Origin of the sequence: Rhodococcus sp. ARC_M5 (assembly GCF_022810405.1) — a bacterium.
Taxonomy (GTDB): Bacteria; Actinomycetota; Actinomycetes; order Mycobacteriales; family Mycobacteriaceae; genus Rhodococcoides; species Rhodococcoides navarretei.
In genome coordinates, this window is sequence record NZ_JALGQE010000012.1 from 97649 (window position 1) to 111720 (window position 14072).

Annotated in this window: 14 protein-coding genes; 8 read left to right on the top strand and 6 right to left on the bottom strand. The window is 64.0% G+C overall.

Annotated elements, in window-relative coordinates:
• Window positions 1-13: 13 nt before the first annotated feature.
• Window positions 14-373 carry a VOC family protein gene (locus MTX34_RS18405; protein WP_243595957.1) on the bottom strand — a complete coding sequence of 120 codons (360 nt, stop codon included), beginning with the start codon at window positions 371-373 and terminating at the stop codon, window positions 14-16.
• 43 nt (window positions 374-416) lie between these two features.
• Between MTX34_RS18405 and MTX34_RS18410 the strand changes: the two genes are divergently transcribed.
• Window positions 417-1316 (top strand): glycosyltransferase family 2 protein, encoded by a 900-nt coding sequence (locus MTX34_RS18410; protein ID WP_243610319.1) that lies wholly within the window; start codon window positions 417-419, stop codon window positions 1314-1316.
• Here the strand turns inward: MTX34_RS18410 and MTX34_RS18415 are convergent.
• Both MTX34_RS18415 and MTX34_RS18420 read right to left on the bottom strand, forming a co-directional pair.
• Window positions 1291-2247, bottom strand: coding sequence for an alpha/beta hydrolase family protein (locus tag MTX34_RS18415; RefSeq protein WP_243595958.1), 957 nt, complete (start codon window positions 2245-2247; stop codon window positions 1291-1293). The genes MTX34_RS18410 and MTX34_RS18415 overlap by 26 nt on opposite strands.
• A gap of 74 nt (window positions 2248-2321) precedes the next feature.
• A complete protein-coding gene (locus MTX34_RS18420; protein WP_243610320.1) occupies window positions 2322-4235 on the bottom strand; it encodes an alpha-amylase family protein in 1914 nt (637 codons plus the stop codon).
• Window positions 4236-4306: 71 nt separating this feature from the next.
• Here MTX34_RS18420 and MTX34_RS18425 point away from each other — a divergent pair, with 71 nt between their 5' ends.
• Complete coding sequence (locus MTX34_RS18425; RefSeq protein ID WP_243610321.1) at window positions 4307-5266, top strand: SDR family NAD(P)-dependent oxidoreductase; 960 nt, start codon at window positions 4307-4309, stop codon at window positions 5264-5266.
• 5 nt (window positions 5267-5271) lie between these two features.
• Here MTX34_RS18425 and MTX34_RS18430 read toward each other — a convergent pair whose 3' ends face one another.
• Together MTX34_RS18430 and MTX34_RS18435 are read right to left on the bottom strand one after the other, a co-directional pair.
• On the bottom strand, window positions 5272-5811 hold the full coding sequence (locus MTX34_RS18430; RefSeq protein WP_243595961.1) for a hypothetical protein: 540 nt from the start codon (window positions 5809-5811) through the stop codon (window positions 5272-5274).
• A gap of 37 nt (window positions 5812-5848) precedes the next feature.
• Window positions 5849-7618, bottom strand: a complete 1770-nt coding sequence (locus tag MTX34_RS18435; RefSeq protein ID WP_243610322.1) for a helix-turn-helix domain-containing protein — start codon at window positions 7616-7618, stop codon at window positions 5849-5851.
• A 49-nt stretch (window positions 7619-7667) separates the two neighbouring features.
• On the opposite strand from MTX34_RS18435, the gene MTX34_RS18440 reads away from it, so the two are divergent.
• The gene (locus MTX34_RS18440; protein WP_243610323.1) at window positions 7668-9041 is read left to right on the top strand and encodes an FAD-binding oxidoreductase; all 1374 of its coding nucleotides are present in this window, start codon (window positions 7668-7670) and stop codon (window positions 9039-9041) included.
• Between the two features lie 13 nt (window positions 9042-9054).
• Here the strand turns inward: MTX34_RS18440 and MTX34_RS18445 are convergent, their stop codons facing one another.
• Entirely contained in the window at window positions 9055-9330 is a 276-nt protein-coding gene (locus MTX34_RS18445; protein WP_243610324.1) for a hypothetical protein, read from the bottom strand.
• 160 nt (window positions 9331-9490) lie between these two features.
• Here MTX34_RS18445 and MTX34_RS18450 point away from each other — a divergent pair, with 160 nt between their 5' ends.
• The 5 genes from MTX34_RS18450 to MTX34_RS18470 all read left to right on the top strand — a co-directional run bounded on the left by MTX34_RS18450 (window position 9491) and on the right by MTX34_RS18470 (window position 14046).
• Window positions 9491-9910, top strand: a complete 420-nt coding sequence (locus MTX34_RS18450; RefSeq protein ID WP_243610325.1) for an ABC transporter permease — start codon at window positions 9491-9493, stop codon at window positions 9908-9910.
• A gap of 159 nt (window positions 9911-10069) precedes the next feature.
• Complete coding sequence (locus MTX34_RS18455; protein WP_243610326.1) at window positions 10070-10846, top strand: metallophosphoesterase; 777 nt, start codon at window positions 10070-10072, stop codon at window positions 10844-10846.
• Complete coding sequence (locus MTX34_RS18460; RefSeq protein WP_243610327.1) at window positions 10843-12009, top strand: winged helix DNA-binding domain-containing protein; 1167 nt, start codon at window positions 10843-10845, stop codon at window positions 12007-12009. The genes MTX34_RS18455 and MTX34_RS18460 overlap by 4 nt, the downstream gene beginning before the upstream one ends.
• Before the next feature lie 70 nt (window positions 12010-12079).
• On the top strand, window positions 12080-13036 hold the full coding sequence (locus MTX34_RS18465) for a glycosyltransferase family 2 protein (RefSeq protein WP_243610328.1): 957 nt from the start codon (window positions 12080-12082) through the stop codon (window positions 13034-13036).
• On the top strand, window positions 13033-14046 hold the full coding sequence (locus MTX34_RS18470; protein ID WP_243610329.1) for a polysaccharide pyruvyl transferase family protein: 1014 nt from the start codon (window positions 13033-13035) through the stop codon (window positions 14044-14046). The genes MTX34_RS18465 and MTX34_RS18470 overlap by 4 nt, the downstream gene beginning before the upstream one ends.
• Window positions 14047-14072 lie beyond the last annotated feature (26 nt).

Genomic DNA, 14072 nt, shown 5'->3' on the forward strand with positions numbered 1-14072 from the left:
TCCGGTTTCGATATCAGCTTCGCTTGCACAGGCAGAAGATGTGCCCGGCCGGATCACGGAACACCCAGAACGAGGGCTGCGCGTCGTCGATGAGTTCGGCCCCGGCGTCGACGACGAAATCCCTGGCCTGTTCCATGTCGTCCACCACTAGGTCGAGGTGGATCTTGATGCCCTCGTTCGGCCAGTCGATGGGGGTGAAGTCCGCTGCCTTCTGAAAAGCGAGGCGCAGTTCGCCGGGACCGTGCGCCACCACCCAGTCGCCGTCGTCGCGCACCGGCTCCCATCCGAGGATGGTGCTGTAGAAACGGCCGAGCGCAGCCGGATCCGGGCAGTCGAGCACGGTGTAGTCGACGGTGATCCTCGGTGGCGTCATGGCGGACAGAGTAGCGGGACTCGACCGGGTAGCGTCAACATACATGCCAGTCGGTTTTGTATCAGTGATCGTGCCGTGCTTCGACGGCCTGCCGGACCTCGACGTTCAGCTTGCCGCGCTCGCCGCCCAGAATTACCACGGAGAGTTCGAGGTGATCATCAGCGACAACGGGTCCACCGATGGATTGCGCGAGCATCTCGAGCAGCTGGAGTCTCCGTTGGATCTCCGCTGGATCGACAGCTCCGACGTCAGGGGCACCCCACACGCGCGGAACGCCGGCATCGAGGCCGCTCGTGGAGACTTCCTCGTCTTCACCGACCAGGACGATGCCGTGTATCCGAATTGGCTCACCGCGCTCGCCCGAGCCGCAGAGACGTACGACGCCGTCGGCGGTCCGATCGAGGTGCGGACGCTGAACTCACCGGAGGTGGCGACATGGCGCGTGGTGCCTGCACCGGACGATCGATTCGAGACGACGTATCTGCCGTACGCCCACGGGAACAACTTCGGAATGTGGCGGCACGTCGTCGATCGAGTGGGCACGTTCGACGAGAGCTTCCTCGGTGGCGGTGAGGACGCAGACATCTCATGGCGAATTCAGGAGGCAGGCCTCTCCCTCGGCCACACCCCCGACGCGCTCGTTGCCTACCGCCTGAGGACGACGGTTCGCGCCGCGTTCCATCAGGGCGTCGGCTACGGCCGTTCCGCCTGGGAGGTCACCCACAAGCACGAGCAGAACGGAGCCCGTCAACCCCATCTCCGTGAGATGGGGTTGTTCGCCTACGGGCTGGCGTTGCGCAATCCCTGGTTGCCCAAGCGCCTGTCACCGCTACCGAAGGGAATGTGGGCGATGAGCATGGGAACTGTGTACGGATCGCTGTCGCCGAGGATGCGGCACGCCCTGACGAACTTCCGGCTCAGCCGCCGAGCGCAGGGGCAATAGTCTCGAACCACGCATCGTGCAGGTGCTGCTCCCAGTGGTTCCACCAGTGCACACCGGTACCGGTGATCTTGACGTTGGGTCGACCGCCTGCCGCCTGCAGCAACGGAACGAATGCACGGCTGCTCATGCCGGCTGCCGTCTCGAGCGGCACCATCTGCGCGAACCTGACGGGGTCGAAGCGGCTGCTCGCCGGGTTGAACACAGGGTCCGTAGCCGGTGAGCCGCTCCCCGAGGAGACGAAGACTGCCGTGTTGCGCAGTGCGCCCACGTTCAGCGACGGGTCGTTACGGATCCAGTCCGCGGACGGCCAGGTGCCCCACATGTTGCGCGCGTTGCCGCCCATTTCGCCGACGGCGACCGAGATGCCCTGCGCGAACCCGGGGCTGCTCGCCGTCGGGTAGCCGCTGAACGACGCCACCGCCTTGTAGAAATCCGGACGATGCGCGGCCAGGTTGAGCGCGGAGGTTCCGCTCATCGACAGTCCTGCGACGGCATTGTTGACGTTGTCACTGCCGAACCGATCGGCCATGACGGGCGGCAGCTCCTGAGTGAGGAAGGTTTCCCACTTCACCCGTCCGAGCTTGGGGTCGTCGCGCTGCCAGTCGGAGTAGAAGGTTCCGCCGCCGCCGAACGGAATGACCACGTTGACGTGCTTGTCGGCGAAGAAGCGCTCGACGTCGGTCTCGATGAGCCAGCCGCTGTTGTCCTCGGGTGCGCGCAGGCCGTCGAGCAGATACAGCGTGGGCGCTGGTCCGCCCCCGGCAGCTGTGAGCACCTTGATCGGGATGTCCTTGTCCATCGACGGCGAGTAGACGTAGACGAGCTCGGAGTCGGCCTTCGCCACACCGGTCCCCATCAGCACCGTTGCCATCGTGGCGACCAACACCGCCACCACAGCGAGCACCAGACTTCGCATCCGAGCATGCAGCATGAACATTGTCCCCTTGTTCGTATCCAGCCGACCGTCTCGGGGAGGGTAACAGCCCGGTCACGGCATCGCCTCTTCTAGCGCAGCGGGCTGTCGACGATCCACCACGCCGCGTAGGGCGGCAACCACACCGAGCCGGCGTCGTCGACCCCCAGATCGTGCTGCGAGAGCACCTCGACCGGGGCCGGAATTCCGAGTTCGATGAGCTGCGCGTGCGGGAACGACCGGTGTTCGGCCGTCACGTTGTAGAGGGCGACCAGGGTGCCGCTGGGATGCCGCCTGCGCACCACGAGCAGACCGTCGTCCGATTCGCTCTGCACGTCCACCGGTGCCTCGGCGTGCAACATCGGCAGACCGGCGCGCACCTTCGCAATGCGCGCGATACCGTCGAACACTCGTTGCGCGTCACTCCCCTGCTGGAATCGGCCGGCGCGGTCGGCGTCGGTCACGCGGGGACGATGCACCCACCGATTGTCCCCGGCGTGAGCGGGTTCGTCGGCCCAGTTCGGGTCGCCAGGGGAACCGAGCTCGTCGCCGCCCCACACGACCGGAATCCCACCCCACCCGGCGATGACGGCGTGCGCCAGGAAGATTCGCCCGAATGCGCCGTCGGGATCCAGGCGGGACGGTCCGAGGCCGGTGAGCGCGGCCGCGGTTCCGCTGATCCGGCGGTCGCCGGTGTCCGGGTTGTACTGGAACACCAGGCCTTCGGCCCAGGAGCCGTCGAATTCCCCGGAGTACCAGTCGGCCAAGAAGTGGCGATGGCCTGCGCCCGAGAGCCCGAGTGACGCTGCGTCCCCGTCGTCGATGGCCCAGCCGATGTCGTCGTGGCAGCGAACATAGGTCACCCAGGTGCCACTCGGCGGAGTCGGCGGGAGTGCGGACAGGGCGTGACGCGCCAAAGCCGTACTGCCCGTTGCCAACATCGACCACACCTGCACCATCAGCGAGTTGTGGTACGCGATGTCCGAGACGCGCCCGGTGTGCCGCCCCTGTCCCAGGTACGGCAGCAGGTCGCGGGGTCCGACGATCGCCTCGGCCTTGAAGAGCGTGGCCGGAGCAGCGAGTCGGGCGGTGGCGCGCAGGGCCTGGGTGATCGCATGCACCTCGGGTTGGTTCTGGCAGTTCGTGCCGAGCCGCTTCCACAGAAACGCGATCGCATCGAGCCGCAGCACTTCCACCCCGAGGTTGGCCAGATGCAGCACGATGCTGGCGAACTCCTGCAGCACAGCAGGATTGGCCCAGTTCAGATCCCACTGCCATTCGTTGAACGTCGTCCACACCCATTCGCAGAGCGTGTCGTCGAAGGTGAAACTGCCGGGTGCGAAATCGGGAAACACCTCGGGAAGCGTGCGCTCGTACGAGTCCGGGGTGGTGCGATCGGGATAGATCAGAAAGTAGTCTCGATACCTCGGATCACCGGCACGCGCCTTCTCCGCCCATTCGTGTTCGCGAGCAACGTGATTGAGTACCAGATCGACCACAAGACTGATGCCGCGTCCGCGTAGCGTCTGCGCGAGCGCCCGCAAGTCCTCGTTGGTGCCGAGATCCTCGCGCACCGCGCGGTAGTCCATCACCGCGTATCCGCCGTCGTTGTCGCCGGGCCGCGGTTGCAGCAGCGGCATCAAGTGCAGGTAGGTGACGCCGAGCTCGGCCAGATGGTCGAGCCGTTCGCCCACTCCGCGCAACGTCTGTCCGTACCGGTCGACGTAACAGGCGTAGCCGAACATGTCCGGCTGCTGAAACCAATCCGGTTCGAGCGATCGGCGCTGGTCGAGTCGGTGCAGATCCTCGGGGCGGGCGGCATAGGCGTGCGCTGCGATCTCCACCATGGTCGCTGCGACGGCGTCGGGATCGGGGTAGACGGCCGTGACCGCGTCGTGCAGATCGGGGAACCACTGCTCGAGTCGCAACTCGAACGTTTCCCGTCGGTGGGCGGGAAGTTCGGCGAGGATGTCGCGGGTGACGTCGGAGACGGCGGGGTGAACCATGGACTCATTCTGGCATCGACCCCGGCGTGCGGACGCGCATACATCCGGTTACCGCGGGGTATCAGAGCGGCATGTCATTGCTGACCCGCACGCTGGACACGATCCTCGACAGAGCAGTCGTTCCCGGATACTCCCGCATCGGTGCGACGGTGCGTCGACGGTTCTGGGCCGCGGATCCGACGCCCTTCCCCTCCCCCATCGACATGGTGGTGACCGGTGCGTCGTCCGGGTTGGGCGCAGCCACGGCGAAGGAACTGGCCAGGTTGGGGGCACGGGTCCACCTGGTCGGTAGGTCGGCCGATCGGCTGGAGTCCGCGGCCGCCGGCATCCGAGCCGAGGTGCCCGACGCCTCCCTCGTGGTACGCGAGTGCGATGTCAGCAATCTCGACTCCGTGGCCGAGTTGATCGCGGCTCTGGCGTCCGAGCTCACGTCGGTGCATGCTCTCGTGCACTGCGCCGGGGTGATGCCGGACGGGAGACAACTGTCTGCACAGGGACACGAATCTGCTTACGCCACCCATGTTCTCGGGCCGGTGGCGTTGACGGTGGGACTGCGAGAGCTGTTCGACGCCGGATCTCGGGTCGTCTTCGTCTCCAGCGGCGGCATGTACCCGGTGCCGCTGCAGTCCGCGGACTTCGAATACGCGGACGGCAAATACTCCGGTATGACGGCATACGCCAGAACCAAACGCATGCAGGTGGTGGTGGCGGAGCAGTTGGCCGAACGCTTTTCGCTCGAAGACGATCCGGTGGTGCACAGCATGCACCCGGGCTGGGCGGCGACGCCCGGGGTCACCGGCTCGATGCCGTTGTTCGGTTCGGTGATGAAGCCGATTCTGCGGACCGCACGCGACGGGGCAGACACCATCGTCTGGCTCGTGGCAGCGGATCAGGCATTGACCAGCACCGGTACGTTCTGGCACGACCGGGCCCCGCGTCCGACTCATTACCCGTCCTGGCGTGGAGATTCACCACGCGTGCGAGATGCCTTGTGGGCAAGCGTGGTCGAGGCAACGGGCATCGAGCTCTGACGGCTTCACGGCTGGACTGCCGACCGCTGTCGCCCACCGAACACGTTCCGAACGAGCATCAGCACGGTCAAGCCGGTGCCCCAGCCCATCATGCACAGAATGACACCCACACCCGATTGACCGGTGACATCGGTGCTTGCTTCGATGCAGAACGCAGTGGCGAACCCTGCCGTCGTGCCCAACGCAGCGACGTGTCCACCGGTCTTCGCCCAGCGCGACATGCGTGCGGCAAGAAGGCACAGCACTACGACCGTCGCACCGCACGCGACGACTTGCCAGGACGGGAATTCGTTCGGTGCCGGCAGACCCGGGCCACGGAACTCGCCCCGGTAGTCCGCGGACCAGCTCAGCCACCCTGCGCACGCGGCGAAACCCGATGCGACAGCGACCGATCCGGTGGCCCACAAGCCGAGCGGGCCGCTCCCCTTGCTCTCTCGACGCTTCGAGAACACCGCCCACAGAACAAGAGCCCAGAACGTCGACGGCACACCGACGAACACGAAGACTATCCACAGGAACTGAGACCACGAAAAGTCGACTGCCATGCCCCGACGCTATCCGACGAGCACCGATTCTCTCGGATCACAGACCCAGCAGATCGGCGGACCGTCGCAGGCGCATCAGCACCTGAAGATCGAGAGCATCGTCCGGGTCGCGCCACTGCGTACCGATCAGCCGGTCGATCGCGTCGAGCCGTTGATAGAGCGTGTTGACGTGTACCCCCAGGCTCGACGCGGTGGCCGAATGATGGCGACCGTGAGCCAGATACGTCGACAACGTCTCCATCAGCGGGACCCCGCGCTTGTTCTGTTCCGCGAGCAGCGGCCCGAGCTTGTCCTCGGTGAGTTCGTCCAAGTGCTCACGAGCCATGTGACTCAGCAGGATTCGGTAGATGCCAAGGCCACGCGCCGAGGACACGTCCCCATCCCGGCCGAGGGTGGTCAGCACGTCTACAGTCTGTTGCGCCTCCCGGAACGCCGCCGCCAGAGCGTCGGCACCTCGCGCGGGCTCGGAGATCCCGACGGTGGCACGGGTGGCGATCATGCGGCGGACGGCAGCGGACTCGCGAGCAGGAACGACCAGCAATACCCTCGAACCCTGCTCTGCTACAACCGATCCCGGCGGCAGTGCAGCCGCTTCCAGCTCGGACCTCGACGCGTTTCCCTGCGCGACCGCCACACAATACGTCACGTCCGGAGCCAGTCCGGCGCGGTGGAACTGCCTGCGTTCATCGTCGGGTGACGAGGTCGGATGGAGCAGCAGGTCGAGCAGGAATGCGTCCTGCGCACGGCGTGCGGACTCCGCCGCCGCGCGCTCCTCGGCCAGCGAGAGCGCGATGGCCGGCACAGCCCGATCGAGAAGTAGGTGGGTCCGGCTGTCGTCCGGTCCGACGGAGATCAACGCCCCCAGAAAGCGTCCGGCAGCCACCACCCTGCGTGCGGTCATACCGTCGCCCACGGCAGTATCCGCGCCCGCCCTACAGCGTTCGACCATGGCGTCGACCTCGATAGCTCTGTCCTCCAGCGCAACCGGTACGGACGCGCCATCGGCCACGAAATACGCCGGGCATTCGGTGGCCGACGCCACCTCCCGCACCAGACTCCGTACGCCGCCGCCCTGGAGCACCACCTGGGTCAACGTACGGTCCCACTGCAGGGTCTGTTCCAATTCCGCGGTGCGGAGCGACAATTCGGCGTTGAGCGTTTCGAGCTTGTCGATCGCTCGCACGTTCTCGATGGCGATGGCCGCGTGTGCGGCCAGTGCCGACAGCAGCGCGATCTCACTGTCTGCGAAGTCCCGCTCCTGCCGCTTGCACGCGAACAATGCGCCGATCACTCGGTCGCCGACCCGGAGGGGCACGCCCAGTAGTCCGCGCATGTTCTCCGACCGCGCAGCACTGTCCGCTCCCGTGATGTGCCGAAATGCAGGTTCGCTCTGGTAGTCGGGTGTCCAGGACGGCGAGGCCCCGCGCACGATCAGGCCGACGAGCCCCTCGTCCAGCGTGAGCCTGATGCCCACCAGCTTCGGCGTCAAAGCACCACTGGTGACCTCGATGACGAACTCGTTCCCGTACACCGAGCCCATGTAGGCCAGATCCACGCCCAGAAGTGTGCGGGCCTGGTCCACCACCTCCTGCAGCAGGATCCGATTGTCGCGCACGGTCGTCAGGCGCACCGCGATGTCGTTGAGCGCCGAGAGTTCGGTACTGCGCTGTCTGCGCTGATCGAGCAACGCGCGCAGCCTGGAGGCCGCGTACGCCTCGGCACCGGGATGTTCTCGACCGTGGGCTTCCAGTTCGTCGATGGACGCATCGTCCAGCAGTAGTTCCATCCATGACTTCGCGGGCGACATAGAGAAAACCTACATTGGCCGAGACCCAGGTCACAGCTAGAGTCGAAGCATGTCGCTCGTCGAACAGTTGTCGAACTCTCTCCCCGCGGATCGTCTCGTCGTCGATCCCGACGTCATCGCCTCGTACCAGCACGACGAGGCGGAATGGGCCCCGTTTGCGATGCCCCTTGCCGTCGTGCGGCCCCGCACCGCCGAGGAAGTGCAGGCTGTCGTTCGTGCGTGCCTCGCTCACGGCGCGCCCGTTGTCACTCGCGGGGCGGGTACCGGGTTGTCCGGTGGCGCGAATGCCACCGAGGGATGCGTCGTGCTCGCACTCGACGGTATGGACGCGATCAAGGAGATCGACCTACTCGAGCGCTACGCCGTCGTGGAGCCGGGAGTGGTCAACGATCATCTGCGCGCAGCCGTCGCCGAGCAGGGTCTGTGGTATCCCCCGGATCCGGCCAGCGCGCCGTGGTCGACCATCGGCGGCAACGTGGCCACCAATGCGGGCGGGCTGTGCTGCGTGAAATACGGCGTGACCCGCGATTACGTCATGGGCATGCAGGTCGTCACCGGAACCGGCGAGCTGGTGCGGCTCGGGCGCAAGACCGCGAAAGGTGTTGCCGGATACGATCTTGCGGGGCTGATGGTCGGGTCGGAGGGCACGCTCGGCATCATCACCGAAGTGACACTCAAGCTGCGCCCGCTGCAGGATCCGCAACGCACCGTTGCGGGCTATTTCGATTCGATCGTCGACGCCGGACGTGCCGTGGCCGCAGTTGCCGCCGCCGGATTGACGCCCTCCGCGTTGGAGCTGATCGACAAGCAGTGCCTCATCGCCGTCGACGCCTGGAAGAACATGGGCCTGTCGGTCGAGGCCAATGTAGTGCTGCTCGGACGAATCGATGATCCTGGCCTCATCGGAGACCAGGAAGCCGAGAAGATGCTCTCGTGTTTCGACGAGGCCGGGGCGACGTGGTCTGCGGTCTCGACCGATCAGGAGGAGGCCGACGCGCTGTTCGCAGCCCGACGGTTGGCGTATCCGGCGATGGAGCGGCTGGGTCCGGTATTGACCGAGGACGTGTGCGTACCGAAGAAGCATGTGCCCGAGATGCTGTCGCGTATCGAGCAGATCGGCCTTCGATACGAGACGACGATCGCCAACATCGCCCATGCCGGTGACGGAAACCTGCACCCGCTGCTCATCACGCCACACGACGACCTTCCGGCTCGCGAGCGTGCCCAGGCCGCCTTCGCCGAGATCATCGACGCTGCTTTGGAACTCGGCGGCACCGTGACCGGTGAGCACGGAGTAGGGCTGCTCAAGATGGACGGTCTGGTGCAAGAACTCGATCCGGTGGTGTTGGACATGCACCGCGCGGTGAAGAAAGCCCTGGATCCACACGGAATCCTGAACCCGGGCAAGGTGTTCGCGTCCTGATGTTGTTCAGGTCCTACGGTTGCGTCGATAGATTGCCGTTGTGCAGCACCGTCACCAGCAGACTCGGTAGGCCGTTGACCAGAAGAATTACGGCAACCATGAGACCGATTGCCAACCACGGCTCGCTCAGCCAGAAATAGTTGCCGAGCTGGAGCGCACCGTAGATACTCAGCAACCATCCGGCAGTCTGGGCACCGCGGACACGTCGGGCGGGTCTGACCGGATACGAGCCGTTCACGGCTGGCAACCTACGGCCGTAGTTCTCACGAGCGGCGATTCGAGCTGCCACGACGTGAAGCAGAACAGCGAACGTGATGGCACACAACGCAAGCACCACGTATCCGTCACCCCTGTCGTCCGGTTCCTGTCAGCGCAGTCTCGCAGGCCGAGCAGTGATACGCCAGGGACGAGGGCCTAGTTCGGTCGGACCACACGGTTAGGCTGCGGGCATGGTGCGAACGGTGTGGTGGGCGTTGGCCGTTACCGCGGTGGCCTTCACTGCGTGGAACGCGGCGTCGTTGACCATGTTCGACGTATCGATGGCGTGCTCCAAGATCGGCGAGAGCAGTTCCTATCAGTGCAGCGACCGTGCCGTCGATGTGCTGGGGGTATGGCCCCTGATTGGCGTAGGGCTGTTCCTCGCCACGCCACCTGCAATGGCAGCGATAGCACTGCACAAGCGGTTCTCCTGGATCGCCGTCGCCGCCCTCGTTGTTCTGTTCATGGCCGGGATCGCGTTCGTGACCCACGACTCCTACTCGAGCTTGCTCGTCTTTGCTCTTCCTATGGCGATCATCGGATCGATAGCCGCCGCGTTCCAGCGAAGCGTTCCACGCTGTGGACGCCGGAATGAGCTCCTGGCGCAGTGACCCAGTGATGACATCAACCCGCTGCCACAGCGGAATCTCGCGGCGCGGTCGCATCTCGATCGCGCGAAAGTGATAGCCGTTCGGAGACACCGTCGGTGCGAGGCTCTCGCCGGGAGCCCTTGTGTTGCAGTCCTATGTCCACGCTGCGATCCTGTGGACGTGCGAGTAGCTCTCATAGCCGATATTCACGGCAACATCGCGGCGCTCGACGCCGTTCTCGACGACATCGAACAGCAGAGCGTGCACTCGGTGGTGAACCTCGGCGATCTGCTGTCCGGCGGACTGCATCCCCGTCGGACTGCGGACCGGCTGATGGCGCTGGACTTCCCTACTATCGCCGGCAACCACGATCGCTATCTGCTCGAGCAGGACCCCGAGTCCATGGGTAGTTGGGATCGGCACGCTCACGATCGACTCGACGACGAGCATCGACAGTGGCTGGACTCGCTGCCCTTCTCACTCGAACTGGGCCACGGAATCCTGGCAGTGCACGGAACTCCCAGCGACGATCAGCAATATTTCCTGCACTCGGTGGACGCCAACGGCTCGCGCGAGGCAACCGAGGCCGAAATCCTCCAACGAGCAGCAGGTTTCACGGACCGATCCGTCATCGCCTGCGGGCATACCCACCTACAGCGACAGTGGACTCTCCCCAGCGGCACACTCGTGGTCAACCCGGGCAGCGTCGGCACCCCCGCGTACGACGACGATCAGCCCTACCCGCACGTCATGGAATCCGGGTCGCCGCATGCGCGTTACGCCGTACTCGACGATCACGACGTGGGCAGCTGGACTTCGTCTTTCGAGCTGGTCGAGTACGACCACGTCGGTGCCGCCGCCGACGCCCGCGCACACGGCATGAACAACATCGGCCGATGCTCTTCTCACCGGTTTCGTCGGTCCTACGCCCCGATAGCCGTCACACTGAGCGCGTGAAGATCACCGACGCTCAGCGGCGACACCGGCTCGTCGCGCAGCACTTCGCCCGCGCCTCGACCACCGAAGCGGTGGTGTCGTCACTGCTCGCATTGCATGCCACCGACCCGGCGACGGTGTACCTCTCGGTGTTGGCACGTGCTCGATCGCTGGGACTGTCCGATGTTCGTGATGCGATGTACGAACGCCGGAGCCTGGTCCGCCTGATGGCGATGCGGCGCACGATGTTCGTCGTCGCACACGAGGACGTCCCGATGATTCATGCCGCCGCAAGTCTCGGGGTTGCGCGCACGATGCGGGCACGCTTGGTCAAACAAGTCTCGACGCTGCCCACCGAGCCGATCATCGACAACGTCGAATCCTGGCTTGCCGCAACGGAAAAAGAGACCGAGGGCGCGCTGCGTGCGATGGGAACTGCGACCGGAGCGGAGCTGTCCGCTGCAGTTCCCGGACTGAAGACGGCGTATCTGCCGACCACCGACAAGGTGTACGACGTCAAGCGATACGTCACTTCCGAGGTATTGGTGATGATGGCCGCCGAGGGCAGATTGGTGCGCGTCGAACCTCGGGGCGCGTGGACTTCTCGACGCCACGCGTGGGCACCGATCGACCACTGGTGGCCGGACGGGATTGCCCTCCTGGACGAGACCGAGGCCAGGGCGGACCTGGCTCGACGCTGGCTGGAGGTGTTCGGACCAGCAACCCTGGACGACCTGCAGTGGTGGACGGGTTGGAACAAGACACAGACTCGCGGCGCGGTCTCGGGCCTCGACACCGTGGCCGTCGAACTCACCGAAGGCGACGGAATCATGTTGCCCGGCAAAACCTTCGACAAGCCCGCCGGCACCAGTGTCATGCTGCTGCCGGCACTCGATCCCACGCCGATGGGCTGGAAACACCGAACCTGGTATCTCGGTGAACACAAGGCACCACTGTTCGACACCTTCGGCAACATCGGCCCGACCATCTGGTCCGACGGTCGCATCGTCGGCGGTTGGGCTGTCACCGGCTCCGGCGAGGTGGCCACCGAATTGCTCGAAGACGTCGGCTCGACGGTGTCGAAAGCCGTTGCAGCGGAGGCCGAACGTCTCACCACCCTGCTCGACGGTACCGCGGTGGTCCCGTCGTTCCCGACGCCGTTGGAGAAGAAGTTGAGAAACTGATCATTCACGAACCAGGTGATGCTGAGGCTCGACAAGGCCTGAGCCCAAAGGTCAGGTAAAGTCACAAACTATGCCGAACGGTCTTGTTTCCGTCATCATTGCCGTACACAATGGGTTGCCCCATCTGGACTGGCAGCTCCAAGCTCTCGCCGCCCAGGACTACAAAGGCGAGTTCGAGGTGATCGTGAGCGACAACGGCTCCAGCGACGGCACTCGTGGATACCTCGAAGCCTTGACTCCTTCCTTCCCCTTCCGCTGGGTCGACTCATCTGGCATCCGGGGTGCGGCTCATGCACGAAACGTCGGCATCGACGCCGCTCGCGGCGATCTCTTGGCAGTCCTCGATCACGACGACGTTGCCGATCCCCATTGGTTGAGCGCGATTACTCATGCGGCCGAGAAGTTCGATGCAGTAGGCGGGTCGATCGAATTGACCACGCTGAATTCGACCGAGGTGGCGACGTGGCGTCGGATGCCGCCTCCAGAGAAGCGCTTCGAGACCTTCTACCTTCCCTACGCACAGGGGAACAACTTTGCCCTATGGCGCACGGTGGTGAACAAGATCGGATATTACGACGAGGAGTTGATCGGCGGGGGCGAGGACGTGGACTACTCCTGGCGGATACAGGAGGCCGGTCTGACGTTGGGACACGTGCCTGATGCAGTTGTGGCGTATCGGCTACGTCCCACGATGCACGCCTCATTCCGGCAAGGAATAAATTACGGCAGAACGTCTTGCCAAGTCGTTCGTAAGCACGAACACATGGGTTGCCCAAACCCATCTTGTTTGACGCAGATTCCGGCAATACTGGCCACGATCTTCTTCCTCGCGATCCTTCGAAATCCCTGGCTACCGAATCTGCTCAGCCCACAACCCCGTGGATTGTGGGCTCATAACATCGGCCTGCAGTGGGGCGCCCTATCGACACGCGTTCGATTCTTGCTGCAACCGAAGGACGCCGTTGGCTCCGAATACAGCACTTCGAGGCAAATCCGTCTTTCTCCGACTCGGAACAGGTCGTCATGACACAGCACGCCCTCAACTCGATCCGCGACGACACACGTGCAGTTCTTCACAACCATATCCACACCGGCGATCGCATCGCGTTATTGGATTTCCCAATCCATGAAAATGCTGGCGACTCTCTCATATATGCAGGTGAGCGGCGCTATTTCGGTGATCTGCAGGTGCGAGTCGATTACTTGTCGGATATCTTTGCGCACAGCGACAAGATGCTCCGCAAAAGAATCGGCGACCGAACGATTTTCCTACACGGAGGGGGAAATTTCGGCGATCGCTGGCCCCTCCATCAAGAATTCCGTGAACGTATAGTCTCGCGGTTCACAGCCAATCGGATAGTCGCTCTACCTCAGGGAATCGACTACGCACGGTCGGACGCACTGAAGGCCACCGCCGAGGTCTACGGACAACACCCTGATCTGACGTTGCTGCTACGTGAACGTCGTTCGTACGAAATCGCCCTCTCTGCATTCCCCGAGAATCGAATCGAGTACTGCCCAGACCTCGCCTTCGGAGCATCTATCGCGCGCAGTCCTTCTGGCTCGAAAGTTGACGTGGTGAAACTTTTCAGAGAGGACTCCGAACGACTGGACCACGGGTCGGTCCACCTCGAGCACTCGTCGGCGAAATTCGACTGGGGCCAGCAGAGAATGGTTTCGGTTCGCTCCCATGCGATTACCTTGCCCACCAGGATTGTGTCCAACTTTCCGAAGTCCACGAAAATCCTCTACCCTGCCCTCGTCCAGTCCTACGGCCGACTGATCAGACTCAATCTTTCAGTTGCACAACGCATTCTCAACTTCGGATCGGTAGTGCTGACCGACCGCCTTCATGCTGCTGTTCTGGCAGCGATGATGGGAAAGCAGGTAGTTGCGATGGACAACGCCAACCAAAAAGTCTCCGGAATTTATGACGCATATCTGCACCGGTTCGATAACGTACGCTTCGCGTCGAATGTCGATGAGGCCGCTCAACTGGTTTCGGACGCGGTGGCTCGCGCCGAGTCGATGCGATAGCGCTGCTGTGATGGAACAGTCACAAC